Below are 25,587 nucleotides of genomic sequence, written 5' to 3'. Positions count from 1 at the left end.
AAAAACGCTCCCTTCCGCGGCCCCGCTCGCGCCCCGCCTCAGGCCGGCGAGAGCCGGACCAGCGGCGCGTCGCCGGCGTCCACGACTGCGAGCAGCGCGCCGTCGGCGCCGACGGCCACGTCGCGGACCCGCCACCCGCGGTCGGCGAGCAGCGGGGACCGTTCGGTCACGACCGCGTCCTGTCCCTCGCCCTCGACCGTGAACCGCGCGAGGTACTGCGAGGCGAGCCCGCCGACGAACAGGTCGCCGTCCCACGCCGAGAGGGCATCGCCGTCGTAGAAGGTCATCCCGGAGGGCGGGAAGCCGCCGGCCTCGCCGCCGCAGGGCCACGAGTAGACCGGGCCGACCACGTCCTCGCGCTCGTCGTGCGGGACGCCGACCGGGTCGTTCGTGCCGTACCGGCACCCCTCGTCGGCGACCGGCCAGCCGTAGTTCGCCCCGGCCTCGACGACGTTCAGTTCGTCGCCGGCCCGCTCGCCGAACTCCGACTCCCACAGCGCCCCGTTCGCGCGCAGGGCGAGTCCCTGCGGGTTCCGGTGGCCGTAGCTATAGACGGCGTCGCTCGCCCCCTCGCGGTCCGCGAAGGGGTTGTCGTCGGGGACGGTCCCGTCGCGGCCCAGCCGGAGGACGCTCCCGAGGTCGTCGTCGAGCGTCTGGCCGACGTGGTCCGGGCCGAAGTCCTTGAACTGCCGGTCCCCGACGGTGACGAAGAGGTGGTCGCCGTCGTCGACGACCCGCGACCCGTAGTGGCCCGACGACCGGACGAACGGCCGGGCGGTGTACAGCGGCTCGAAGTCGGCCAGTCGCTCGCCGTCGAGCCGGCCGCGACCGACGCGGGTGCTGGAGCCGCCGTCGCCTGAGACGGAGTAGGTGAGGTAGACGAGCCGCGAGTCGGGGAAGTCGGCCGCGAGCGTCGCGTCGAGCAGGCCGCCCTGTCCGCGGGCGAACACCTCGGGCGCGCCCGGCACCTCGGTTCTCTCGCCACTCTCCGGGTCGGCGATGACGAGGCGCCCCCCCTGTTCGGTGACGAGCGCGCGGCCGTCCGGGAGCGGCGCGACGGCCCACGGCGAGGAGAGCCCGGTGACGACGGACTCGACGCGCACGCGGGTGCCGTCGGCGGTTTCGGTCGTGTCGGTCGCGGGGGCGGCTCGGTCGGTACAGCCGGCGAGCCCGACCGCGGCCGCCCCGGCGAGCGCGACGAACGAACGGCGATCCATGCTCGGAGGTGGAGCCGACGACGGGAAAGCCCCGCGCTACCGCACCCCCGAGCGCACCTTCACCGCCATCCCGCTCCCGAAGTCGGCCATCGCCGACGCGGGGAGTTCCGCACGCCCGACCGCGAGCAGGTCGCCGTCGGCGTGGACCACGGCCACCTCGTCGCCGGGGCGTAGCTCCGCGCCCGCGTCGCGGACGAACTTCGCGAAGACGTTCTTCCCGTCGCGGACGAACGGCTCCGACTCGTCGCCGACGACGACCCGCGCGGCCGGCGCGGGCAGCTCCGCACAGAGCCGTCGGCCGCCCGCCGGCCCCAGCCGGAAGCGGCCGTCCTCGCCGTACGAGACGAGGTGTTCGCCGCCGGGCGAGCCGTCGGCCGCGTGCCCCTCCGAGCCCTCGCCGACGTGTATCTGGGCCGGGCGGCCCGAACTCGTCCGGCGCACCCGCGGCTCCTCCTCCTCGGGAAACAGCGCCGCGCCCGCGCCGCGCCCGAACTGGTAGTCCGCGACCGTGACGAGACCGCGGCGTTCGTCGGCGTCCATACCCGGGCGTCGGCGCTCCCGGCCATACGGCTTTCGTGTTCTCACGCGCCCGAGAGCCGCGCCGCCACGGCCCGCGCCACGCCGAGCGGGTCGGAAAGCGCCGGACCCACCCGGAGCCGCGCCACCACGCCCGCGTGGTCGGCGGGCCACACTTCGCGGTCGCCGACCGCGATGCGGGCCTCGGGGTCGGTCAGCGTTCGCGACACGTGGAGCGGCGTCGCCGGCCCGCCCACGAGGACGTAGTCGACCCGCCGCGAGAGGAAGGACCGCTCGTTCCCGAGGTGCGCGAACTGACAGCAGGTCGGCCCCGCCCCGTCGGCGACCGCCCACGCGTCGCCCAGCCGTTCGCCGAGGATGCCGTACGCCGAGGGCGACGGCGACTCCGGCCGGCTGTTGAGGTCCGCGAGCAGCACCGTCGCGCCCGTGTCGGGCAGGCGTTCGCGGAGTTGGCCCGCCTGCGCCCGGCGTATCGTCGCGTTCGCGGAGGCGAGGTGGGTCGCGCCCGCGGTCACGTCCACACCCCGAACCCGCAGGTCGGCGAAGCAGTAGCCGCGCGTCGCGGTGAACCGCTCCCCGTCAACGACCGTCGAGGCGTTGACGGCGTAGGTCCCCGAGCGCGTCCCGCCGACGGCCACGTCGTCGCGAACGAGCAGCGCGTCCCGGTCGAGGAGGCGCACCCCGACGGTGCCGTTCCCGGTGCTCGCGGGGAGAGTCACGTCGGCGTTCGCCGAGACGGCCGCGACGCGGTAGTCCGCCCCGGCGTCCTCGAAGCCCGCGACGAGGGCGTCGAGGAAGTCCGCGACGACCTCGCCGTCGCGCTCGACCAGCGCCGCCTCCTGCACCCCGACGACGGCCGGGTCGTGCGCCGCGAGCGTCGATGCGAGCGCGGCCATCCGTTCCCCGGGCGCGTTCCGGCGCAGGCGCGCGAACCGCTCGGCCACCACGTCGGGGTCGATGCGCTCGGCCGAAACGAGGTCGTAGAGGCGGACGCCGAGCCCGACGTTCTGGGTCGCGACGGTCGTCTCCGCGGCCGCGAGCCAGTCGGGGACGCCCGCCCGCGCGGCGAGAGGGGTCGCGCCGGCCGCCGCTCGGAGGAAGCCCCGACGCGTCGGGGAGGGCATGGCTCCGTCTGCGGGCGCGTGCGTCAAAAGCCCCCGCGCCTACCGCTCGACGCGGGTCACGTCGTCGAGCGTCTCGCGCCGGCGGACGACGCGCGCCTCGCCGCCCTCGACCGCGACCTCCGCGGGCCGCGGCTGCGAGTGGAACTGGCTGGCGAGTTCGTAGCCGTACGCGCCGGCGTTGCCGATGGCGAGCAGGTTGCCGCGCTCCGGTTCCGCGACCGGCCGGTCGGTACAGAACACGTCCGCGCTGGTACAGCAGGGGCCGCCGACGGAGACGGGTCGCGGCTCGCGGTCGGGCGCGGAGACGTTTCGGATGGGGTGATACGAGTCGAACATCGCGGGCCGGATGAGGGTGGCGAGCGAGGCGTCGACGCCGACGACGGTCGCGGCGGGGGCCTCCTTCACCGTGTTCACCTCGGTCAGGATGAGTTCGGCGTCCGCGACGACGTAGCGGCCGGGTTCGAGCTTCAACTGTGCGTCGAGGTCGCCCACGGCCTCGCGGATACGCTCGCCGACCTCCGGCATGTCGAGCGGTTCCTCGTCCTCGCGGTAGGGGACGCCGTAGCCGCCGCCCACGTCCACGAACTCCAGATCCGTGTCGGCGGCGTCGGCCGCCGAGCGCGCGATGTCGGCCACCCGGCCGACCGCGCGGCAGTGCTCGTCCAGCGAGTCGTTCAGGACGCCGCTTCCGATGTGAGCGTGAATCCCTACGAGGTCGAACCGCTCCGCGACATCCGCAGCCACCTCGTCGACGTGTTCGGCCGGGATGCCGAACTTCGCGTCCTTCCCGGTGGCGACCTTCTCGTGGTGGCCGGTGCCGATGCCCGGGTTCACCCGGATGGCGACGCGCCCGTCGTAGCCCCGCTCCGCGAGGCGGTCGAAGGTGTCGCGCGCGCCCCCCGTAATCGTGAGCCCCGGAGCCTCCTCGCTCAGTTCGACGGCGCGGTCGAGGTCCGCGTCCGGCGGATTGACGGCCGTGTACTGGAGCGTGTTCGGGTCCGCGCCGGCCGCCATCGCGCGGTGGAGTTCGCCCCACGCCGCGCACTCGATGTCCGCGCCCGCGTCGAGCAGGGTTTCGAGGACGGCCTTCCCCGTGTGTGCCTTCGCGGCGTACATCACGTGGGCGTCCGGGAAGGCGTCGGCGAACCGGCGGTAGTTGGCCGCGACGCGGTCGAGGTCGGCGACGTACAGCGGCGTGCCGTGCTCGGCCGCGAGGTCGCGCAGGCGCTCGTGGTCCCAGTCGGCGAGCCGCTTCACCGGGAGCGAGTCGTGGCTCATTCGCGCAGCGCGTCCTCCCGGCGGGTGGCTTCGAGGGTCTCCTCCTCGACGTGGGTGGCGACGACGGCGGGCTTGTACGCGCCGCCCTCGAAGAGGTCGTGGTCGCCGACGCTCGACTCGACGTAGCGGATGAAGGCGCGGCGCTCCGGCGGCAGTTCGCCGTACAGCACCTCCTCCTCCACGAGGTCGTACACCGGGATGCGGGGCGTGAGAAGCGTGTTCTCGCCGACCACGGAGTTCTCGCCGACGACGAACCCGGAAGTGACCCGACAGCCCGCGCCGAGCGAGACGCCGTCCTCGATGACGACCGGCGCGTCCTCGACGGGTTCGAGGACGCCCCCGACGAGCGTGTTCGCGCCGAGCTTCACGTCCGACCCGATCTGTGCACAGGAGCCGACGGTGTCACACGAGTCCACGAGCGTCCCGTCGCCGACGTACGCGCCCACGTTGACGAACGAGGGCGACATCATGATGGCGTCGCTCCCGACGTACGCGCCCCGGCGAACCACGGTTCCGTTGGGCGTGTTTCGCGTACCCCGTTCCGGGAGGTCCGCGGTGTCGCGGAGCGGCAGCACGTCGTGGTAGGCGACGCCCCCGTGGTCGTGTGCCTCGATGGCGCGCAGCCCGAAGTTCAGCAGAATACCCTGCTTCACCCAGTCGTTCGCCTCCCACGAGCCGTCGCGCTTCTCGGCGGCGCGGACGCCCCCCGACTCCAGCGCATCGAGGAAGTCGTCCAGCGTGTCGAGCCCGTCGGGGGACTCGTCGTTCTCGTAGCGGTTCCACAGCTCCCGGACGTCGGATTCGAGCGTGCTCATAGTACGTCGGTGAAGTCGTAGCGGCCGGCCTCGCGGTCGGCCAGTCGTTCGGCGGCGTCGACCGCGCCGGCCGCGAAGACCCGGCGCGACTCGGCGCGGTGTGTCAGCGTCAGTACCTCGTCGTCGCCCGCGAGCAGCACCTCGTGCTCCCCGCGGACGGTCCCGGCCCGGCGGACGTGGACGCCGACCTCGGCGGCCTCGCGGAGGTGGTCCCCCTCGCGGCCGTAGGTGCGGTCGAGCGCCTCGCCGCGGGCCTCGTCGATGGCGTCGAGCAGGGAGACGGCGGTCCCCGACGGGGCGTCGCGCTTCCCGTCGTGGTGCGTCTCGGTCAGTTCGGCGTCGTACTCCGGCAGGGCCTCGACGCCCGCCCGGACCACCCGGAGCAGCGCCTGGACGCCCTTCGCGAAGTTCGAGGCCGCGAGGACCGGGACCGTCCCGGCCGCGGCGTCGAGCGCGGCCTCGGCCTCGTCGTCCAGCCCGGTCGTCCCGACGACGTAGGGCACCCCGGCGTCGGCCGCCGCGGCCGCGTGGTCCGGGGTGGCCTCGGGCACCGTGAAGTCCACGAGCGCGTCGGCGGCGTCGAGCGCGGCGTCGAGGTCGGCGAGGTCGTGTTCCCCCTCGTCGGGGTCGCGCGAGAGGGCGACGACCGCGTGATCGCGGTCGCGCGCCTCGGCGACCACCTCGCTCCCCGTGCGCCCGGTCGCGCCGGCCACCGCGAGCCTCACGCGTCCGTCGCCTCCGCTTCGTCGAGGTCGGCGAGCACCGCGCGCAGGCGCTCGCGGTTCTCGTCGCCCATCCGCGAGAGCGGCGGGCGCATCGTCGCGTCCATGTGGCCGCGGATGGCCTGCGCCTCCTTCACCGGGATGGGGTTCGTCTCCACGAACAGGGTCCGGAACAGCGGCCCGAGTTCGTAGTGGAGTTCCCGCGCGGCCGCGAACTCGTCGTCCAGCGCGAGGTCGACCATCCGGCTCGTGCGCGACGGCTCGACGTTCGCCGAGACGGAGATACAGCCGCGGCCGCCCATCGCCATGATGGGGAGCGTGAGCGCGTCGTCGCCGGAGAGCACCGCGAACGCCTCGTGGCGGGTGCGCTCGATGACCTCCGCGACCCGGTTCAGGTCGCCGGAAGCGGCCTTGTAGCCGACGATGTTGTCGTGGGAGGCGAGCGCCTCGGCCGTCTCCACGGCGATGTTGCGCCCCGTGCGCCCCGGAACGTTGTAGATAACCTGCGGGAGGTCCACCGCGTCGGCGACGGTGCGGAAGTGCTCCTCCATGCCCGCGGGCTCGGGGGTGTTGTAGTACGGCGAGATGAGCAGCAGGCCGTCGGCGCCGGCGTCGGCCGCGCGCCGCGAGAGGTCGAGCGCCTCCTGCGTGTTGTTCGAGCCGGAGCCGGCGACCACGGGAATCGAGTCGACGGCATCGACGGTCGCCTCGATGACCTCGACGTGTTCGTCGTGGCTCATCGTCGCGGACTCGCCGGTGGTGCCGACGGGGACCACGCCGTGGACGCCCTCGCGCTCGACGCGCCGGACGTTCTCGCGCAGCGTCTCGAAGTCGATACTGCCGTCCTCGTGGAACGGCGTCGTGAGCGCCGGCATCGCGCCGGCGAACGGGTCGTGTGTCATGTGTGTGGTGGGTGAAGGGTGGTCTGCAGGCGGTGCCCGGAACGGCCCGCGACGGGGTGCCACGCCCGCCGGGAGCCCCGCTCAGGGTTTGCCTTTCGAGAACGCGCCGCCACACCGGCCGCTCGCCGTCCGCGTGCCGGATGTGGTCAGGGGCATACGCGAACGCCCGTCTCGCGCGGACTTAGTCGTTGTGTGACGCGGCCGTTTTCGCCGTCGCGAGCGCGTGTGGACACACGACACGGGGGTCGGCCGTCGCCGCGGTGGGGGCGAGGTCTTCGGGTTCGCCCACGTTCACGTGAAACGAGAACACACCACGTACCGTATGTCAGCGGGGGAGAACATACGGCGGTTGGTGAACGAGGGGGTCGAACCGCTCGACGAGGAGGTACTGAACGACATGCTCGCCCCGGAGCTGGACGTCGTCGGCTCCGACGAGACGTACTCGCGCGAGCAGGTGATAGAGAGCATGGGTCGTATCGACGCCGCCCTCTCGGACCTCTCCTACGAGGTCCGCGAGGTCTGGGAGGGCGACGACGGCCACGCGGCCCACATCGGGCTATCGGGGACGTTCGACGCACCCTACCGGTACACCGACCCGGGAACCGGGGAAACCGGGGAGGTCGAACCGACCGGCGAGTCGGTGTCGGGGGGCGCGCTGTACGTCCTCCGGCTCGACGAGGACGGCACGGTCGACGGGATGGTGAGCCACGGCTACACCGAGATGATGCTGTCGATGGGCGTCATCGAGTTCACCGGAACGCCCGTCGAGGACGCGGGGCAGACGGCGGAGTAGCCGCGGACGACCGTCGCTCGTGACACGAGCGACACGCTTTCCTCGGGAGGCGAGAGAGTGGGGGTAATGCCACCGCTCCACGGGAGCCAGCGGGTCGCCGTGCTCGCCGACTCGCAGAACCTCTACCACTCCTCCCACAGCCTCTACTCGCGCAACATCGACTACACCGCCCTGCTCGACGCGGCCGTCTCCGAGCGGGAACTCGTCCGGGCCATCGCCTACGTCATCCGCGCCGACTCCCCGAACGAGGAGGAGTTCTTCGAGGCCATCGAGGACATCGGCTTCGAGCCGAAGATCAAGGACATCAAGACGTTCGCCGACGGCTCGAAGAAGGGCGACTGGGACGTGGGCATCTCGCTCGACGCGGTGACGCTCGGCGAGCACGTCGACGTGGTCGCGCTCTGTTCGGGCGACGGCGACTTCTCGCGGCTCTGCTCGCACCTGCGCCACCAGGGGGTCCGCGTCGAGGTGTTCGCCTTCGGCCACGCCGCGTCGGAGGACCTGCTCGACGCGGCCGACTCCTTCGTCGATATGGCCGAGGAACAGGACCGCTTCCTGCTCTAGAGCTCGTTCACGAGGTCGCTCGCCAGCCCGGTGTAGCCCGCCGGCGTCAGCGCGTGCAGTTCCTCGCGGACGGACTCGTCGACGTCGAGGTCGTCGAACAGGTCGCGGAAGTCCGCGAGCGTGACGCGCTTGCCGCGGGTGAGTTCCTTCACGCGCTCGTAGGCGTCGTCGTGGCCCTCCCGGCGGAGTATCGTCTGGACCGCCTCGCCGATGACCTCCGGGGTCGAGTCGAGGTCCTCGCGCATCACCTGCTCGTTGGGCGTGACCTTCGCCAGCCCCGTTGCGGTCTTGCCGTAGGCGATGAGACAGTGGGCGAGCGCGCTCCCGATGTTCCGTTTGACCGTGGAGTCCGAGAGGTCGCGCTGGAGCCGCGAGGTGGTGACGTAGTCGCCGAGGAACACGAGGTCCGAGTTCGCCTTCGAGAGGTTCCCCTCGCTGTTCTCGAAGTCGATGGGGTTCACCTTGTGCGGCATCGTGGACGACCCCGTCTCGCCCGCGGCGGCCTCCTGGCCGAGGTAGCGCCGGGAGACGTAGAGCCAGACGTCGCGGTCGAGGTCGAGCAGGACGTTGTTCGCGTTCCGGAGCGCGTCGAACAGCGTCTGGAGGTCGTCGCAGGGGTTCACCTGCGTCGAGAGGTCGCGGTGGTGCAGGCCGAGCGACTCCACGAACGTCCGCGAGAAGGCGGGCCAGTCCACGTCCGGGTAGGCGACCCGGTGGGCGGCGTAGGTGCCCGACGCGCCGGCGAGCTTGCCGGTCAGCCCCTCGGCCGCGCGCTCCACCTCGCCGATGGCGCGGCCCAGCCGCGACGCGAAGACGGCCATCTCCTTGCCGTACGTCGTCGGGGTCGCGGGCTGGCCGTGCGTGTGGGCGAGCATCGGGAGGTCGCGGTGCTCGCGGGCGGTGTCGGCGAGCGTGTCGCGCAGGTCGCGCAGCGCGGGCACGAGCACCTCTTCGACGGCGGGGGCGAGGAGCAGGCGCTGGGCGAGGTTGTTCACGTCCTCGCTCGTCAGGCCGAAGTGAATCAGCGAGCGGGCCCGCTCGGGGGCGTGTTCGCGGACGAAGTACTCGACCGCCTTCACGTCGTGGTTGGTCGCGGCGTACCCCTTCCACCCCTCCGTTTCGAGCCGCTTGAGTATCGCGGCGTCCTCGGCGTCGAACGACTCGTAGGCGTCGCGCAGGTCCTCCCGCTCCGTGCGGTCGAGGTCGACGGTGTCGGCGAGGTCCGCGAGCGCGAGGAGGTACTCGACCTCGACGCGGACGCGGGCGCGCATCAGCGCCGACTCGCTCGCGTACTCGACCAGCGGCTCCGTGTACCGGGCGTAGCGGCCGTCGAGCGGCGAGACGGCCGCCAGCGCGGGTCGGTCGGTCATACCCCGGAGTGCTCACAGCGCGGCCAAAGGCGTGTCGGTCGGGAGACGCACGGGTGTGCATACTACGCGGCGCGTGGCGGACCATCGACGGCGGAAGTATGCACGGACGCGCACAGCGACCGGGACCGGACCGCAACTACTTTGCGCGGCCGGGGCGCGGTTTCGCGTATGCAAGTCGCCGGAATGGCCTCGAACCGCGGCCGGAACCTCCTGCACATCGCCGACACCGTCGAGGAGGTGGAGTTCTCCGTCGTCCTCGCCAACGAGGAGGGCGCGCCCGTCGTCGAGGGCGCGGCCGAGCGCGGCATCGCCGCCGAGGTGGCCGTCCGCGAGGAGGGCGAGTCGCGCGAGGCCCACGAGGCCCGCGTGCTGGACCGACTCGACGGCTACGAGTTCGACCTGCTGCTGCTCGACGGCTACATGCGCGTGCTGACCGAGGACTTCCTCGACGAGGCCCCGACGACGCTGAACGTCCACCCCTCGCTGCTCCCCTCGTTCCCCGGGTTCGACGCCCACGAGCAGACGCTCGACGCGGGCGTCCGGATGACCGGGTGTACGGTCCACGTCGTCGACGAGACGGTCGACGGCGGCCCCGTCGTCACGCAGGAACCCATCCCGGTCTTCGAGGGGGACGACGAGGCCACGCTGAAGGAGCGCGTCCTCTACGAGGGCGAGTTCAAGGCGTACCCCCGCGCCGTGCGCTGGTTCGCCGAGGGCCGCGTGACGGTGTCCGACGGCGAGGTCACGGTCGAGGGCGACGACGACGGGGAGTTCCCCGCCCGCCGCGTCACGGCCGAGGAGTTCGCCGCCGACCTCCGCTACGGCGAGAACCCCCACCAGGACGCCGCGCTGTACGCCGACCGCGCCGTCGAGGAGGCGAACGTCGTCACCGCCCCGCAGCTGAACGAGGGGGCGAAGGCGCTGTCGTACAACAACTACAACGACGCTGACGCCGCGCTCGGCCTCATCAAGGAGTTCGACGAGCCGGCGGCCGCGGTCATCAAACACACCAACCCCGCGGGCTGTGCGACCGCCGACACGCTCGCCGACGCGTACGCCGACGCGCTCGCCACGGACCCGATGAGCGCGTTCGGCGGCGTCGTCGCGCTCAACCGCGAGTGCGACGCGGCGACGGCCGAGCGGGTCGTCGATTCGTTCAAGGAGGTCGTCGTCGCGCCCGCCTACACCGACGCCGCGCTCGACGTGCTGTGCGGGAAGGACAACCTCCGCGTGCTCGCCGTCGGCGACCTCTCGGCGCGCACCGAGCGCATGACCGAGAAGCCGCTCGTCGGCGGCCGACTCGTGCAGGAGCGCGACCTCTGGGCCCCCGAGCGCGACGACCTGGAGTTCGTCACGGAGCGCGACCCGACCGACGAGGAGGTCGCGACGATGCTGTTCGCGTGGCGCGTGCTCAAGCACGTGAAGTCGAACGGCATCCTGTTCGCCGACGGCACCGAGACCGTCGGCGTCGGGATGGGGCAGGTGTCGCGCGTCGACGCGGTCCGCCTCGCGGCCATGAAGGCCGACGAACACGCCGAGGGGAAGGGCAGCGAGGGCGCGGTGATGGCCTCGGACGCCTTCTTCCCCTTCCCGGACGGCATCGAGGCGGCCGCGGAGGCGGGCATCGAGGCCGTCATCCAGCCCGGCGGCAGCGTCAACGACGAGGACGTCATCGAGGCGGCGAACGAGCACGGCATGGCGATGGCGTTCACCGGGAACCGGACGTTCCGCCACGACTGACCGCCGCCTCCGACAGCCCTAAACGAACCCCGAGTCACCTCCCGAGTATGCAGTACCACGAGGCGGCGGCGTGGCTGTTCGACCTCCGGCGGCACTCGCCGCGCACGGGGGTCGAGCACACCCGCGCGCTCCTCGACCACCTCGGCTCGCCCGACGACGCCTACGCCTGCGTGCAGGTCGCCGGCTCCAACGGGAAGGGCTCGACCGCGCGACTGCTGGAGCGCGCGCTCCGCGAGGCGGGGCTGGACGTGGGGCTCTACACCTCGCCGCACCTCCACGACGTGCGCGAGCGGGTCCGCGTGGACGGCCGGAAGATGCCGAAGCGCGCCCTCGCGGAGTACGTCGAGACCGTCGAGCCGTACGTCACGGAGCGGGGCGGCACCGGCGCCTCGCCCACCTTCTTCGAGACGGTGACGGGGATGGCGCTGTGGGAGTTCGCGAGACAGGACGTCGACGTGGCCGTCCTGGAGGTCGGCATCGGCGGGCGCTACGACGCCACCTCCGCCGTCTCGCCCGTCGCCAGCGCCGTCACCTCGGTGACGATGGAGCACGCGGACCTGCTCGGCGACACCGAGGCCGAGATCGCCCGCGACAAGGCACAGGTGGCGACCGACCGGCCGCTCGTCACCGCGGCCACGGGCGAGGCGCTCGACGCCATCCGCGACGAGGCCGGCGACGTGCTTACCGTGGGCGGCGACGACGCCGACGTGACAGCGACCTACGGGGGCCGCGAGGGGCTCGAAGGGGCCGTCTCGCTCGTCGGCCCGGACTGGGGCGTGGACACGAAGCTCCCCCTCCTCGGGGCGCACCAGGCCCGCAACGCCGGGGTCGCGGCCGCGCTCGCCCGGCAGGTCGGCGAGGAACTCGGGGTCGAAACCTCGCCGGCCGACCTCGCCCGGGGCTTCCGCAACGCCCACTGGCCCGGCCGGTTCGAGCCGATGGGGACCGACCCGCTCGTCGTCCTCGACGGAGCGCACAACCCCGGCGGCTGTGCCGGCCTCGCCGACACCCTCGCGGAGTTCGAGTACGACGACCTCCACCTCGTCTTCGGCGCGATGACCGACAAGGACCACGCGGGGATGGCCGCGGCGCTCCCCGAGGCCGACGCCGTCTACCTCTGTCGCCCGGACTTCGAGCGCGCCGAGCGCCCGGAGGTGCTCGCCGAGTCGTTCGCCGACCCGACGGTCGCGGGCAACGTCCCCGACGCCGTGGACACCGCGCTCGCCGCGGCCGACGAGGGGGACGCCGTCGTCGTCTGCGGCTCGCTGTTCGTCGTCGCGGAGGCGCGCCGCCGCTGGACCGCGACGGAGATACCGAAGCGCGTCCCGGACCTCGACGCCGCCGAGGCCGTCCTCGCCGACGCCGACGTGACCGACGCGGGCGTCTGGCGGATGCGCGGCAAGGGCGTCCACCGCGTCCTCAAAACGACGGTGCGTCCCCGGCAGGCGAGCTACCTGAAGGAGGAGATGCTGTCGCTCGGCGGGGAGTGCGCCACGTCGGGGCTGACGAGCCAGGACCGCGAACCGGTCGACGTGGTCCTGATGGGCACGCTCGCGCAGTTCAAGCGCCTCGTCGGGAAGCTGGAGGGCCAGCCGTACGGCCTCGAACGCGTCGGCGAGCGCGTCCGGGAGGCGCTCGGCATCCGCACGCCCCCCGCGGAAGCGGGGTATCCGTGGGACGACGGCACCGCCGTCATGGGCATCCTGAACGTCACGCCAGACTCCTTCCACGACGGGGGCGAGTACGAGGCCCGCGAGGCCGCCGTCGAGCGCGCCGCGGAGATGGTCGCGGCGGGCGCGGACATCATCGACGTGGGCGGCGAGTCGACCCGCCCCGGCGCGGACCCGGTCCCCGCCGACGAGGAACTCGCGCGCATCGAGCCGGTCATCGAGGCCGTGAGCGACCTCGACGCGCTCGTCTCCGTCGATACCCGGAAGGCGGCCGTCGCCCGCGCGGCGCTCGACGCGGGCGCTGACATCCTCAACGACGTGTCCGGGCTGGAGGACCCCGAGATGCGGCTGGTCGCCGCCGAGTACGACGTGCCGGTCGTCGTGATGCACTCCGTCGAGGCCCCCGTGGACCCCGACACCGAGGTCGAGTACGACGACGTGGTCGAGGACACCATCGACCAGCTGACGGAGCGCGTCCTGCTCGCCGAGAAGGCGGGCCTCGACCGCTCGCGCATCGTCGTGGACCCCGGTATCGGCTTCGGGAAGTCGGCCCGCGAGAGCTTCGAACTGCTCGGCCGCGTCGGGGAGTTCCGCGCGCTCGGCTGTCCGGTGCTGGTCGGCCACTCGCACAAGTCGCTGTTCGCCCACGCCGAGGCGGGCGCGGAGAGCTACGAGGCCACCGTCGCGGGGACGGCGCTGGCCGCCGAACGCGGGGCCGACATCGTCCGCGTCCACGACGTGGCGGGCAACGCCGCCGCCGTTCGGGTCGCCGAGGCGGCCGACGACCCCGACGCGTTCGGCGAATAGCTCAGGGCTCGGTTATCTCCCACGTCTCCGCGCGCCGCCCCGGGACGAGCGGACTGCCGTCCTCCTCGGCCATGTTCTCCAGCGCGATATCGACCGCTCGCCGCGGCGCGAACACGCGGTTCGCGAGTTCGCTCGTCGTGACGGTCACGGTGCCGCCGCCCTCCTCGCGGAGGACGCGCGCGAGTTCCTGCTGGAGCGCGCTACAGGTGTCGAGGTAGCCGTCGCGCGCCTCCGCGGGGTCGGACGTGTCGAACACCGCCATCAGTTCTTCCGGGTCGAGGTCGGGCGGAATCGCTCCCATATCCCCCCTGGGGCGGCACGACGGAAAAACTCGGACCCGATGCCGTACCGGCTCTACGAGGCGAAGTCCCTGTCGTACGGGAAGCGATGACTCACAGCCCCGCGCCCAGTTCCCTGTAGCAGTCGAGCAGGTCGGAGAGCACGCGCTCGCGGTCGTAGCGCGCCATCGACTCGTCGACGGTCCGGCGGCCGTACTCGCGGGCGGCGACGACGGCGTCGGCTATCTCCTCGGAACTCGTGGCGCGGAAGCCGCGCTCGCGGCCCTCCACGAGTTCGTGGGCCGCGGAGTCGCTCTGGTACTCCACGACGCCGACACAGCCGCAGGCGAGCGCCCACATGAGTTCCGTCGCGAACTGCTCGCGCCGCGCGGTGTGGACGAAGGTGTGCGCGCCGCGGTACAGCGCGATTCGCTCCTCGCGCGACACGTCGCCGACGAACCGGACCCGGTCGTCGATGCGGAGGTCGGCCGCGGTCCGCTCGAACTCCGCGCGCGCCGGGCCGTCCCCGACGACCGCCGCGGTCCAGTCGTCCTCGCGCAGTTCCGCGAGCCCAAGGAAGAGGGATTCGAGGTTCGCGTCGGCGTCGAGCCGCCGGCCGGCGACCACGTCCGGGGGGTCGGGATGCGGCTCGGTTTCGCGCACCCGCTCGAAGTCGAGGAACTCGGGGAGCACCTCGACGCGCTCCTCGGCGAGGCCGGCCTCGGCCAGCCGCGACCGGACGTATCGCGAGGGCGCGAGGACACGGGCCGGCGCGCGCCGGGCCGCGCCCCCGAGCCGGGAGTCCTCGACCCCCTCGTCGCCGTACCAGTCGCAGACGAGCGGGGCGCGGGCCAGCGCCGCGCCGACGCGCGCCGACAGCAGCATCGCGGGGGGCGCGGGCGTGGCGTGGACCACGTCCGGGCGGAACCCCGCGAGCAGGGTCGGGAGCCGCGCGGCCGACGAGCCGACCGCCGGCCCGATGTCGATGCGCCGGTAGCGCAGGTCGTCGTCGACGCGCCACGGGCCGGCGTCGGGCCCGAACCACCACTCCGTGCAGAAGACCGTCACGTCGTGCCCCCGGCGCGAGAGGGCACGGGCCAGCGCCTCCGTCCGCGCGACGCCCAGCCGGTCGCTCCGGTGGACGGTCTCGAACGCGACGACGGCGACGCGCATATTGTCGGTTCCGCGGGCGGCGGGTACTAAAAGCCGCCGTGATTCACGGCGGTCCGGCCGCCCCGTCGAACGCCGACGGCGGACGGCGGCGCGGGCGCGGCGACCCCCGCGACCGGGGCGCGGAACGACTTTACGCCGCGGGTCGCACCGGGAGACATGCGCAGGATAGAACGCTACCTCAACGTCCGGAGCGCACACGGCGCGTCCGTGGCCCCGGACGGGACGCTCGCCTTCCTCTACAACGCGACCGGGACGCCGCAGGTATGGACCCTCGACGAGCCCGGCGCGTGGCCGACACAGCGCACGTTCTACGACGAGAGCGTCTCCTTCTGTCAGTACGCCCCCGAGGACGGCGCGCTCGCGTTCGGCATGGACGAGGGCGGCAACGAGCGCGCACAGCTCTACCGGCTCGACCCCGACGGGAGCGTGACGAACTGGACGCAGCACCCCGAGGCGAAACACCGCTGGGGCGGCTGGTCGTCGGACGGGAGCCGGTTCGCGTTCGCGTCGAACCGCCGGGACAACGCCGTCTTCGACGTGTACGTACAGGAGCGCGACGCGACGGGGACCGAGGCCGACCTCGTGTACGAGGGCGACGGCTGGCTCTCGCTGGCCGGCTGGTCCCCCGACGACGACGCCCTGCTGGTCCACGAGGCGCACTCGTCGTTCGACCACGACGCCTACACCCTCGACCTCGATTCGGGCGAACTCACCCACCTCACGCCCCACGAGGGGAACGTCCGCTACGGGAGCCTCCAGTGGGGGCCCGACGGGGACATCTACCTCGTCACGGACGAGGACCGCGACACGCTCGCGCTGGCGCGGCTGACGACCGACGGCGACCTCGACGTCGTCCGCGCGGACGACGAGTGGAACGTGGACGGCGTGGCGATGGACGAGGACACCGGCCGGCTGGTCTACTCGCGCAACGTCGACGGCTACACCGACCTCACGGCCGCGGACCTCGGCGACGACGGACTCACGCTGACGGAGCGCGACCTCCCCGACCTCCCCGACGGCGTCGCGGGCGGCGTCTCCTTCTTCGACGGCGCGGAGCGGTTCGCCGTCACCGCGACGAGCGACGCGGACAACGCCAACGTCCACACGCTCGCCGTCGGGGGCGACCGCGAGCGGTGGACCGACGCGGCCACCGCGGGCCTCCCCCGCGAGGGCTTCCGCACGTCCGAACTCGTGCGCTTCGAGACGTTCGACGGCCGGGAGATACCGGCCTACTACACGGAGCCCGCGGACGCGCCCGAGGAAGGAGCGCCGGTTATCGTGGACATCCACGGCGGCCCGGAGAGCCAGCGCCGGCCCTCCTTCTCGGCGGTGAAACAGTACTTCCTCGACCGGGGCTACGGCTACTTCGAGCCGAACGTCCGCGGCTCGACGGGGTACGGGAAGGCGTACACCCACCTCGACGACGTGGAGAAGCGGATGGACTCGGTGCGCGACATCCGCGCCGGCGTCGAGTGGCTGTCGGCGCGCGGCGCCGTGGATTCCGACCGCCTCGTCGTGATGGGCGGCTCCTACGGCGGCTTCATGTGTCTCGCCTGCCTGACCGAGTACCCCGACCTGTGGGCCGCGGGCGTCGATATCGTCGGCATCGCGTCGTTCGTCACCTTCCTCGAGAACACCGGCGACTGGCGCCGCGCCCTCCGCGAGGCGGAGTACGGGTCGCTCGCCGAGGACCGCGAGTTCCTCGAATCCATCTCGCCGCTCAACCGCGCCGACCGCATCCGCGCGCCGCTGTTCGTCATGCACGGCGCGAACGACCCGCGCGTTCCCGTCGGCGAGGCCGAACAGATCGCCGAGGAGGCCGCCGAACACGTCCCCGTCGAGAAGCTGATATTCGACGACGAGGGCCACGGCATCGCCAAGCGCGAGAACCGCGTGGAGGCGTACTCCGCGGTCGCGGACTTCCTCGACGAGCACGTCTGAGCCGCCGAAACCGGGTATTTAGTTCCGCACTCGGGGACACGAACGATGGGCGGCATTTATCCGACGTCCGGCGGTGGTCGCGGGTAGATGGGCGGGGCCACACGCGACCGGGTGACTGCGCGGCTCGCACAGTTGCGCGGGACGTACGACGCGTTCGACATCAGACAGACGACGGTGAGCGTCGCGCCCGCCGAGTTCGAGCGGATGCGCGCCGACGCTGGCGGGGCGGCGCTGGCCGAGGTCGCGGTGGAGAACGCCGCCGGCGAACACCTGCTGATACAGGAGCGGGACGGCGGCGGCTGGGAACGCCCGACGACGACGGTCGGGGCGGGTCAGCCGCTCGCGGAGACGGTGTGTGCGGCCGTGGAGCGCCGGACCGGCGTCCGCCCGACCCTCACCGGACTCGACCGCGCGGCCATCGTCTGCGTCGACTGTGCGGAATCCGACGCCTCCGCCTACCAACTCCAACTGCGGCTCTCGGCGGTGCCCGAGGCCGGCGAACCCGTCCCGCCGGCCGCGTGGCGCGTCGACGGGCCCGCCGACCTCCTCTAGATAACGCCCGTCACCGTCGCGGCCTCGACGGCCGCCTCCTCGCTCACGCCGTCGCCGAGGATGGTGTAGCGGTCGCGTATCCCGTGGGCGGTCGTCACCGCCTCGACGAACGTCCCCGCGTCGATATCGAGCGCCGCGGCCGTCGTCGGCGCGTCGATGCTCGCGAGCGCGTCGCGCACGTCCGTCCACTCCCCGTCGTCGCCGGAGTGGAGGTACTCGGTCACGACGGAGGCCACCCCGACCTGGTGGCCGTGGAGCGCCGGGTCGGGCGCGATGCGGTCGAGCTGGTGGCTGATGAGGTGTTCCGCGCCCGAGGCGGGCCGCGAGGAGTCCGCGATGGACATGGCGACCCCCGAGGAGACGAGCGCCTTCGTGACGACCCACGCCGACTCCTCCAGTTCGCGCTTGATGGAACCGGCGCGCGCGACGAGCATCTCCGCGGTCATCTGCGAGAGCGCCCCCGCGTACTCGCTGTACTCGACGTTCTTCAGCCGGTGGGCCAGCTGCCAGTCCTTCACCGCGGTGTAGTTGGAGATGATGTCCGCACAGCCCGCGGTGGTGAGCCGCCACGGCGAGCGCGCGATTATCTCCGTGTCCGCGACGACGGCCAGCGGCGGGTCCGCGGCGACCGAGTGGCGCGTGTCACCCTCGGGGACGGAGCCGCGCCCGGAGACGATGCCGTCGTGGCTCGCCGCGGTCGGCACGGAGACGAAGCCGACGCCCAGCTCGTCGGCCGCCATCTTCCCGATGTCGATGGGCTTGCCGCCGCCCAGCCCGACGAGGAAGCCGGCCTCCTCCGCGCGGGCGGTCGCGATGACCTCCTCGACGACGCTGAAGCGGGCCTCCTCCACGACGACCGTGACGGGGTCGAAGCCGGCCTCGGCGAACTGCTTGCGCAGGCGCTCGCCGGCGATGTCGTCGGGCGTCGGCGACGTGACGATGAGCGGCCGCCCGTCGAGGTACAGCTCCGAGACGGCCTCGGCCGCGCGGTCGAGCACGCCGTGACCCACGACGACGTTGCGCGGGAGCTTTATCCACGTCGACTTCTCGAACATACTCCCGCGTCGCGGGGGGGCGGGAAAACAGTTGTCCGCCGCGGCGGAGTCGCGAGGGTTCATACCGGGGCGCCGCGAACCGCCGCCATGCCCACCGTCGCGGCGAACGGCGTCGAGACGTACTACGAGACGGTCGGCGACGGGCCGCCGGTCTTCCTCCTCCACGGCGCGGGGATGGACGGCCGGCTCTGGCGCGAACTCGCCGCGCCGCTCGCCGATGAGTACCGCCTCGTGGTGCCGGACCTCCGGGGCCACGGCCGCACCGGCCCGACCGACCGCGACGACTACTCCGTGGCGCTGTACGCCGAGGACGTCCGCGCGCTCGCCGACGCGCTCGACTGCGAGCGGCCCGCCGTCGTCGGCCACTCGCTCGGCGGCTACGTCGCGCTCGTCCACGCGGCCCGCTACGACCCGGGGGCGTTCGCCACCCTCGGCGGGGAGGTGCCCGAGCCGCTCTCGCTCGGCGAACGCGTCGAGAGCTACCGGCCCGCGCTGGTGGACGCGCTCGGCCCCGTCGTCGGTCGCGAGCGCGTGGAGCGCGCGCTCCGGCGGGTGGACGCGTGGCGCTTCGACGAGCGCGGGAAGGGAGATATCGAAGCCATCGAGCGCGTCCACGAGCGCCACGGCGACGACGTGCCGGCGATGACCGCCGACGAGCGGCGGAAACTGGACGACGCGGTCGCGAACTACTACGACGTGGAGGTGGACTACGACGCCGTGACCGCGCCGTCGTGTCACCTCTACGGCGAGTACGAGATACCGCAAGTGCGCCGCCACGCCCGGTTCATGGCCGAGCGGCTGGACGGCGACCTGCGGGTGATACCGGACGCGGGCCACGTCTCGATGGTCGATGCCCCGGAGTTCGTGGTCGGGGCGCTGCGCGACTTCCTCGACGGCGCGCTATAGCGTCTCCAGCACGCCGAGGACGCGCTCCTCGGCCTCGCGCGAGGGGCCGTTCTCGCGGCCCGTCCGGTCGGACTCGCGGTGTTCCTCGACCGTCGCCGCGAGCGTCTCGTCGTGCGGGGTCGGCTCCCAGCCCAGCCGCCGTATCTTCGCCGTCTCCAGCAGGTGCGGGTACTCGCGATAGAGCGGGAAGTCGGTGAGTTCGAGGTCCGCGGCCGCGAGTTCGTTCGGCCCGGCGTACGCCACCTCGACCTCCGTGTCGAGCGCGTCGGCCAGCAGGTCCACCCACTCGCCGCGGGTGGGGGCGTGGCCGTCGCCGACGTTGTACGCCTCGCCGGCCTCCCCCTCCTCGGCGACGACGCGCAGGCCCGAGGCCACGTCGCCCGCGTAGACGAGGTGCCAGAGGTTCGTCCCGTCCCCGGGGACGACCACCTCGTCGTGGTTGTCGACGCGGTCGACCCAGTAGTCGAACCGCTCCGTGTAGTCGTGCGGGCCGTAGACGACGGGCGGGCGGACGGCCATCGCGTTGACCCCGTCCTCCGCGGCGGCGAAGACGGCGCGGTCGCCCTCCGCCTTCCGCGGGCCGTAGCTCTCGGCGGAGTCGTCGGTCGCCTGCTCCGCCGTACACTCACACAGCGGCGTCTCGTCCTCGCGCTTCGGAACGCGCTCGGCCCCGTAGCTCGCGCCCGAGGAGATGTAGACGTAGGCGTCCACGTCCGCGAACACGTCGGTCGCGACGCGCACGTCCTTCGGGTGGTAGGCGACGCAGTCGATGACGACGTCGGGATCCACGCGCTCGGCGGCGAGGCGGAGCTTTCCCTCCTCCGTGCGGTCGCCCTCGAAGTGGGCGACGTCGTCGTGGTCCGCGAAGGGGTTCTCGTGGTTGCCGCGGTTGAAGACGGTTACCTCGTAGCCGGCGTCGAGGAACTCCTCGACGGTGTGGCGGCCGATGAAGCGGGTGCCGCCGAGTATCAGCGCCGTGTCTGTCATACCCGCACTCGGGGCGGGGGGCGATAGGGGTTTTCGGTCTCAGTCGTCGCCGGAGACCACGCCCGCGTCCTCGCCGCCCGCGCGGGCCGCGGCGTCCGGGCGCGCGGGCAGTTCCTCGCGCACGTCGTCCGCGCCCTCGGCCAGCACCTCGGCGTAGGCGTCGGGCATCACCTTCACGACGCGGTCGAGTTCGTCCTCCCAGTGGTCGAGGACGTACTGGCCGCGGTCGGAGCCGGTGTGGGCGACGTGGTTCTCGACCAGCCGCCGGAGCATCGCGCGGTCGCGCTCGTCGAGTTCCTCCGTCACGGAGACCATCCCGCGGTTCACCTTCTCGCCGAAGTCGCCCTCGCGGTCGAGGACGTAGGCGACCCCGCCGGACATCCCGGCGGCGAAGTTCTTCCCCGTCTCGCCGAGGACGGCGACGACGCCGCCGGTCATGTACTCACAGCCGTGGTCGCCGACGCTCTCGACGACGGCCTTCACGCCGGAGTTGCGGACGGCGAAGCGCTCGCCGGCCATCCCGTTGACGTACGCCTCGCCGCGGGTGCCGCCGTACAGCGCGACGTTGCCGATGAGGATGTTCTTCTCCGGCTCGTAGGGGGCGTCGTTCGGCGTGTTGACGACGACCCGCCCGCCGGAGAGGCCCTTGCCGACGTAGTCGTTGCCGGAGCCGGTGAGCCGCATCGTGACGCCCGGCGCGAGGAACGCGCCGAAGCTCTGGCCCGCGGTGCCGGTGAAGTCGACGCTTATCGTGCCGTCCGGGAGGCCCGCGCCGCCGTGTTCGTGGGAGATACGGTTCGACAGCAGCGCGCCGACCGCGCGGTCGCTGTTGGCGATGTCGCGGTCGATGTGGACCGGGTCGCCGTGGGCGACGGCGTCGCCCGCCTCGTCGAGCAGCGCGTGGTCGAGCAGGCCGTCCACCTCGTGGGTCTGCGGCTCCGTCTTCGTCCGCCGGTCGCCCGGCGCGGGCGCGATGACCGAGGAGAGGTCGAGCTTCCGCGCCTTCTCCTGCTCGACGTCGTCGCGCTGGCGGAGGTGTTCCGCGCGGCCCACGAACTCCTCGACGCTCGTGTACCCCATCTCGGCCATGATCTCGCGGAGTTCCTGCGCGATGAACGTCATGTAGTTCACCACGTGGTCCGGCTGGCCGGGGAACCGCTCGCGGAGGACGCCGCGCTGGGTGGCGACGCCGACCGGGCAGGTGTTCTCGTGGCACTGCCGGGCCATCACACAGCCGGAGGTGACGAGCGGCGCGGTGCCGAACACGTACTCCTCGGCGCCGAGCAGGGCGGCGACGGCCACGTCGCGGCCCGTCTTCATCCCGCCGTCGACGCTGACGCGGATGCGCGAGCGCAGGTCCGTCGCCCGGAGCATCTGGTTCGCCTCCGAGAGGCCGAGTTCCCACGGCAGGCCCGCGTTCTTGATGCTGGTCTTCGGGGAGGCCCCCGTGCCCCCGGAGTGGCCGGAGACGTGGACCACGTCGGCGTTCGCCTTCGCGACGCCGGCCGCGATGGTGCCGATGCCGGCCTCCGCGACCAGTTTCACGTTGATGTCGGCCTCGGGGTTCGCGGCCTTCAGGTCGTGAATCAGCTGTTTGAGGTCCTCGATGGAGTAGATGTCGTGCAGCGGCGGCGGCGAGATGAGGCCGACGCCCGGCGTCGAGAAGCGGACGTGGGCGATCATCTCGTTCACCTTCTCGCCGGGGAGGTGGCCGCCCTCGCCGGGCTTCGACCCCTGTGCCATCTTTATCTGTATCTCCTCGGCGTTCGCGAGGTACTCCGAGGTGACGCCGAAGCGGCCCGAGGCGACCTGCTTGACGCTACACTCCTTCTCGGTGTCGAACCGCTCGGGCGGTTCGCCCCCCTCGCCGGTCCCGGACTTCGCGCCGAGGCGGTTCATCGCGACGGCGTTGTTCTCGTGGGCCTCCGGCGAGAGCGACCCGAGCGACATGGGTGCGGTGGCGAACCGCTTCACGACCGACTCGACGGGTTCGACCTCCTCGACCGGAATCGGGTCGCGGTCGGAGTCGAGTTCGAGCAGGCCCCGAAGCGTCTGGAGCCGCTCGGTCTGGTCGTTCATCATCTCCGCGAACTCGCGGTACTTGGCGTAGTCGCCCTCGCGGACGGCCTGCTGGAGCGTGCCGACCGTGCTCGGGTTCCACTCGTGGAAGACGCCCGAGGAGCGGTGGCCGTACTCGCCCTGGTGTTCGAGTTCGACCTCGTCCGTGCGGTCGAAGGCGACTGCGTGGCGGTTCCGCAGGTCGCGTTCGAGGTCGTCGATGGTGATGCCCTCCGTGCGGGCGGGCGTCCCCTCGAAGTACTCGGCGACGAAGTCGGAGTCGAGGCCGACGGCCTCGAATATCTGCGCGCCCTGGTAGCTCTCCACCGTCGAGATGCCCATCTTGGCCATCGTCTTGAGGACGCCGTCCTCCAGCGCACCGACGTAGGCCGCGAGCGCCGCCTCCTCGTCGGCCCCGTCCGGGCCGGCGACCATGTCGGCGACGCTCTCGTAGGCGAGGTAGGGGTTCACCGCGCCCGCGCCGTAGCCGAGACACGCGGCGACGTGGTGGACCTCGCGCGGTTCGCCCGATTCGAGCACTATCTCGACCCGGTTCCGGAGGCCGTTGCGGACGAGGTGGTGGTGGACCCCCCCGACCGCGAGCAGCGCCGGAATCGGCAGCCGGTCCTTCCCGGCGTTCCGGTCGGAGAGGACGACCACGTCGTGGTCCTGTGCCGCGACGGTCGCGTCCATCCGGGCGCTCCGGACGGCGTGTTCGAGGTCGGTGTCCGGGTCGTAGGTGATGTCCACCACCGCGGTCGAGAGGCCGTTCACGTCGTCGCCGCCGTCGAGGTCCTTCAGCGCCGCCGTCTCCCCGTCGGTGAGGACGGGCGACTCCGCGACGACCTGCTTCGCGTGTTCCGGCGTCTCGTCGAGGAGGTTCCGCTGGTGGCCCAGCCGCGTCTCCATCGAGGTGACGAGTTCCTCGCGGATGTAGTCGAGCGGCGGGTTCGACACCTGCGCGAACAGCTGTTTGAAGTAGGAGAACAGCGGGCGGTCGAACTCGGAGAGCACGGAGAGGGGCGTGTCGTCGCCCATCGAACCGACGGGGTCCTTCCCGTCGCGCGCCATCGGCTCCACGAGGTGGTCGAGCGAGTCGTGGGTGTAGCCGAACAGCGCCTGTCGGGCCCGGAGGGCGTCGGACTCCCCGTGTCGCTCGTGGTCGTCGTGCGCGGCGAGGTCGTCGAGCCGGACCTGCTGGCCGCGGACCCACTCGCCGTACTTGTCGTCGGTGAGCGAGTCGAACACCTCGTCGTCGGGGACGACGCGGCCCTCCTCGGGGTCGACGAGGAACAGCTGACCGGGCGAGAGGCGGCCGCGCTCCTCGATGTCCGCGGGGTCGTGGTCGAGCGCGCCGGCCTCGGAGGCCATCACGAGCGTCCCGTTCGAGAGCACGTCGTAGCGACAGGGTCGGAGGCCGTTGCGGTCGAGCACCGCGCCGATGCGGTCGCCGTCCGTGGCACAGACGAGCGCCGGGCCGTCCCACGGCTCGACGAGCGAGGCGTGGTAGTCGTACCACTCGCGGCGCTCCTCCGGTACCCTGTTCGCCTCCCCGCGCCAGGCCTCGGGGATGAGCATCCGGAGGGCGTGGGGGAGTTCCCGGCCGCCCTGCATCAGCAGTTCGAGCGCGTTGTCCACGCTCGCGGTGTCGGACTGGTCCGGGTCGTCGATGATGGGCTCGACCGTCTCGACGTCGAGGTCGTCGTGCGCGACGTCGGTCTCCCGGGCGCGCATCCAGTTGACGTTCCCCTTGATGGTGTTGAACTCGCCGTTGTGGATGATGTTGCGGTACGGGTGGGCGAGGTGCCACGCGCCGAGCGTGTTCGTCGAGAAGCGGGCGTGGACCATGGCGAACGTCGTCGCCATCCGCTCGTCGGAGAGTTCGGGGAAGTAGCCGGCGAGCTGGTCGGCCTTGAGCAGGCCCTTGTAGACGACGGTCTTGCGGTCGAGCGAGGGGACGTAGAAGCGCGCGCCGCCCGGCGGCGACTCGCGCTCGACGCGCTTCTCGGCGGCGCGGCGGGCCTCGTAGAGCCGGCGGTCGAAGGCGTCGCCGGCGAGGTCGCCGTCGGGCGCGACGAACACCTGTTCGATGCGGGGCTCGGAGTCGAGAGCGGTCGGGCCCAACTCGGCGTTGTCGGTGGGGACCTCGCGCCACGTCAGCGTCTCCAGCCCGCGGGCCGCGAGTTCGTCGTCGAGGACCTCGCGGATGCCGGCGGCCTCGGCCTCGGCGGGCGGGAGGAAGACGGAGCCGACGGCGTACTCGCGGGCCGGCGGCAGGTCGACGTCGAGGATATCGCGGTAGAACTCGTCGGGGATCTGCAGGAGGATGCCCGCCCCGTCGCCCGTGTTCTCGTCGGCACCCGTGGTACCGCGGTGTTCGAGGTTCGCGAGCAGTTCGATGCCGTCGGCGACCGGCCCGTGGGTTCGGTCGCCGTCGAGGTCGAAGACGACGCCGACCCCGCAGTTCGCCCGGTGGTCCTCGGGGTCGGCGAGCATACCGCTCGCGTCGCCCGGCGTGCGCTCAGACATTACCGTACCGTGCCACTCAGCCGCTTATGACACTTCCCCTCAAAGGGTAAGGGTACATAATACACATATTATGCACCTTCGAGAAAAGCGCGGCCGTCGCGCGCTCAGGGGGACCCGTCGTACTCGTAGGTGTGCGAGGGCGACCCGTCCGCGGAGTCGATGGTCACGGTGATGGTGTAGCCGTCCACCTCGTCGAGGCGGTCCACGGAGCCGTAGGTGAGCGTCTCCGTCGCCTCCGCGCCCTCCTCCACCTGCAGGAGGCGCGCCCGGTCGACCGCGACCTCCTCGTCCCCGGCGAACAGCGAACTGGCGAGGATCATCCGCGTCACCTCGCCGCCGCTGATGTTGCTGTACGAGACGTCGATGCTCACCCGACCGTCGTCGCCCGTGGAGAACTCGTGACCCGTGACCTCGATGTAGTCACGGGCGTCCGGCCCGGCCGGGGTGGCGGTTCCGCCGCCGTCGTCGCCGTTGTTTCCGCCGCCGCTACAGCCGGCGAGCGTCACGGTCGCCGTCCCGACACCGAGACCTTTGATGTACTCCCTGCGGTTCACACGCCGATACTGCCG

The 25,587-nt window shown here is 72.2% G+C and carries 21 protein-coding genes; 7 read left to right on the top strand and 14 right to left on the bottom strand.

Going from position 1 to position 25,587, the window contains the following annotated elements:
* Nucleotides 1–38: 38 nt before the first annotated feature.
* From P2T37_RS10180 to dapA, 7 genes are read right to left on the bottom strand one after another with little or no spacing between them, the layout of a single operon-like run.
* Nucleotides 39–1,217, bottom strand: a complete 1,179-nt coding sequence (locus tag P2T37_RS10180) for a PQQ-dependent sugar dehydrogenase (RefSeq protein ID WP_276233817.1) — start codon at nt 1,215–1,217, stop codon at nt 39–41.
* Between the two features lie 36 nt (nt 1,218–1,253).
* Nucleotides 1,254–1,757: a PUA domain-containing protein gene (locus tag P2T37_RS10175; RefSeq protein ID WP_276233816.1), complete on the bottom strand. Its 504-nt coding sequence runs from the start codon at nt 1,755–1,757 to the stop codon at nt 1,254–1,256.
* A 41-nt stretch (nt 1,758–1,798) separates the two neighbouring features.
* Nucleotides 1,799–2,878 (bottom strand): endonuclease/exonuclease/phosphatase family protein, encoded by a 1,080-nt coding sequence (locus P2T37_RS10170; protein WP_276233815.1) that lies wholly within the window; start codon nt 2,876–2,878, stop codon nt 1,799–1,801.
* 39 nt (nt 2,879–2,917) lie between these two features.
* Nucleotides 2,918–4,156, bottom strand: a complete 1,239-nt coding sequence (gene lysA, locus P2T37_RS10165; protein WP_276233814.1) for a diaminopimelate decarboxylase — start codon at nt 4,154–4,156, stop codon at nt 2,918–2,920.
* Complete coding sequence (locus P2T37_RS10160; RefSeq protein WP_276233813.1) at nt 4,153–4,971, bottom strand: 2,3,4,5-tetrahydropyridine-2,6-dicarboxylate N-succinyltransferase; 819 nt, start codon at nt 4,969–4,971, stop codon at nt 4,153–4,155. Before P2T37_RS10160 ends, lysA begins: the two co-directional genes overlap by 4 nt.
* The gene (dapB, locus tag P2T37_RS10155) at nt 4,968–5,696 is read right to left on the bottom strand and encodes a 4-hydroxy-tetrahydrodipicolinate reductase (protein ID WP_276233812.1); all 729 of its coding nucleotides are present in this window, start codon (nt 5,694–5,696) and stop codon (nt 4,968–4,970) included. Before dapB ends, P2T37_RS10160 begins: the two co-directional genes overlap by 4 nt.
* Complete coding sequence (gene dapA / locus P2T37_RS10150; RefSeq protein WP_276233811.1) at nt 5,693–6,595, bottom strand: 4-hydroxy-tetrahydrodipicolinate synthase; 903 nt, start codon at nt 6,593–6,595, stop codon at nt 5,693–5,695. The genes dapB and dapA overlap by 4 nt, the downstream gene beginning before the upstream one ends.
* Before the next feature lie 322 nt (nt 6,596–6,917).
* Here dapA and P2T37_RS10145 point away from each other — a divergent pair, with 322 nt between their 5' ends.
* Both P2T37_RS10145 and P2T37_RS10140 read left to right on the top strand, forming a co-directional pair.
* On the top strand, nt 6,918–7,388 hold the full coding sequence (locus P2T37_RS10145; RefSeq protein ID WP_276233810.1) for a nuclear transport factor 2 family protein: 471 nt from the start codon (nt 6,918–6,920) through the stop codon (nt 7,386–7,388).
* Nucleotides 7,389–7,454: 66 nt separating this feature from the next.
* On the top strand, nt 7,455–7,952 hold the full coding sequence (locus P2T37_RS10140; RefSeq protein ID WP_276233809.1) for a LabA-like NYN domain-containing protein: 498 nt from the start codon (nt 7,455–7,457) through the stop codon (nt 7,950–7,952).
* On the opposite strand, the gene purB is transcribed toward P2T37_RS10140, so the two are convergent.
* On the bottom strand, nt 7,949–9,322 hold the full coding sequence (gene purB / locus P2T37_RS10135) for an adenylosuccinate lyase (protein ID WP_276233808.1): 1,374 nt from the start codon (nt 9,320–9,322) through the stop codon (nt 7,949–7,951). The two genes, P2T37_RS10140 and purB, sit on opposite strands and share 4 nt — an antisense overlap.
* 168 nt (nt 9,323–9,490) lie before the next feature.
* On the opposite strand from purB, the gene purH reads away from it, so the two are divergent.
* Both purH and folP read left to right on the top strand, forming a co-directional pair.
* Nucleotides 9,491–11,062 carry a bifunctional phosphoribosylaminoimidazolecarboxamide formyltransferase/IMP cyclohydrolase gene (gene purH, locus P2T37_RS10130; protein WP_276233807.1) on the top strand — a complete coding sequence of 524 codons (1,572 nt, stop codon included), beginning with the start codon at nt 9,491–9,493 and terminating at the stop codon, nt 11,060–11,062.
* Nucleotides 11,063–11,109: 47 nt separating this feature from the next.
* Nucleotides 11,110–13,539: a dihydropteroate synthase gene (gene folP / locus P2T37_RS10125; protein WP_276233806.1), complete on the top strand. Its 2,430-nt coding sequence runs from the start codon at nt 11,110–11,112 to the stop codon at nt 13,537–13,539.
* 1 nt (nt 13,540) lies between these two features.
* On the opposite strand, the gene P2T37_RS10120 is transcribed toward folP, so the two are convergent.
* On the bottom strand, nt 13,541–13,840 hold the full coding sequence (locus P2T37_RS10120; RefSeq protein ID WP_276233805.1) for a hypothetical protein: 300 nt from the start codon (nt 13,838–13,840) through the stop codon (nt 13,541–13,543).
* 91 nt (nt 13,841–13,931) lie between these two features.
* Nucleotides 13,932–14,990, bottom strand: a complete 1,059-nt coding sequence (locus P2T37_RS10115) for a glycosyltransferase family 4 protein (protein WP_276233804.1) — start codon at nt 14,988–14,990, stop codon at nt 13,932–13,934.
* Between the two features lie 156 nt (nt 14,991–15,146).
* Here P2T37_RS10115 and P2T37_RS10110 point away from each other — a divergent pair, with 156 nt between their 5' ends.
* Both P2T37_RS10110 and P2T37_RS10105 read left to right on the top strand, forming a co-directional pair.
* Nucleotides 15,147–16,931: a S9 family peptidase gene (locus P2T37_RS10110; protein WP_276233803.1), complete on the top strand. Its 1,785-nt coding sequence runs from the start codon at nt 15,147–15,149 to the stop codon at nt 16,929–16,931.
* A gap of 87 nt (nt 16,932–17,018) precedes the next feature.
* Complete coding sequence (locus tag P2T37_RS10105; RefSeq protein WP_276233802.1) at nt 17,019–17,483, top strand: hypothetical protein; 465 nt, start codon at nt 17,019–17,021, stop codon at nt 17,481–17,483.
* Here the strand turns inward: P2T37_RS10105 and P2T37_RS10100 are convergent.
* Entirely contained in the window at nt 17,480–18,538 is a 1,059-nt protein-coding gene (locus tag P2T37_RS10100) for an NAD(P)-dependent glycerol-1-phosphate dehydrogenase (protein ID WP_276233801.1), read from the bottom strand. The genes P2T37_RS10105 and P2T37_RS10100 overlap by 4 nt on opposite strands.
* Nucleotides 18,539–18,625: 87 nt before the next feature.
* On the opposite strand from P2T37_RS10100, the gene P2T37_RS10095 reads away from it, so the two are divergent.
* Entirely contained in the window at nt 18,626–19,444 is an 819-nt protein-coding gene (locus P2T37_RS10095) for an alpha/beta fold hydrolase (RefSeq protein WP_276233800.1), read from the top strand.
* On the opposite strand, the gene P2T37_RS10090 is transcribed toward P2T37_RS10095, so the two are convergent.
* From P2T37_RS10090 to P2T37_RS10080, 3 genes are all read right to left on the bottom strand, one after another.
* Nucleotides 19,439–20,431 carry an NAD-dependent epimerase/dehydratase family protein gene (locus P2T37_RS10090; RefSeq protein ID WP_276233799.1) on the bottom strand — a complete coding sequence of 331 codons (993 nt, stop codon included), beginning with the start codon at nt 20,429–20,431 and terminating at the stop codon, nt 19,439–19,441. The genes P2T37_RS10095 and P2T37_RS10090 overlap by 6 nt on opposite strands.
* 39 nt (nt 20,432–20,470) lie before the next feature.
* Entirely contained in the window at nt 20,471–25,018 is a 4,548-nt protein-coding gene (gene gltB / locus P2T37_RS10085; RefSeq protein WP_276233798.1) for a glutamate synthase large subunit, read from the bottom strand.
* A gap of 104 nt (nt 25,019–25,122) precedes the next feature.
* Entirely contained in the window at nt 25,123–25,572 is a 450-nt protein-coding gene (locus P2T37_RS10080) for a hypothetical protein (RefSeq protein ID WP_276233797.1), read from the bottom strand.
* Nucleotides 25,573–25,587 lie beyond the last annotated feature (15 nt).

The sequence above is a fragment of the Halosegnis marinus genome, assembly GCF_029338355.1.
GTDB classification, from domain to species: Archaea; Halobacteriota; Halobacteria; order Halobacteriales; family Haloarculaceae; genus Halosegnis; species Halosegnis marinus.
Note: the sequence above shows the minus strand (reverse complement) of the source record. Positions and strands in the feature narration are given on the sequence as shown.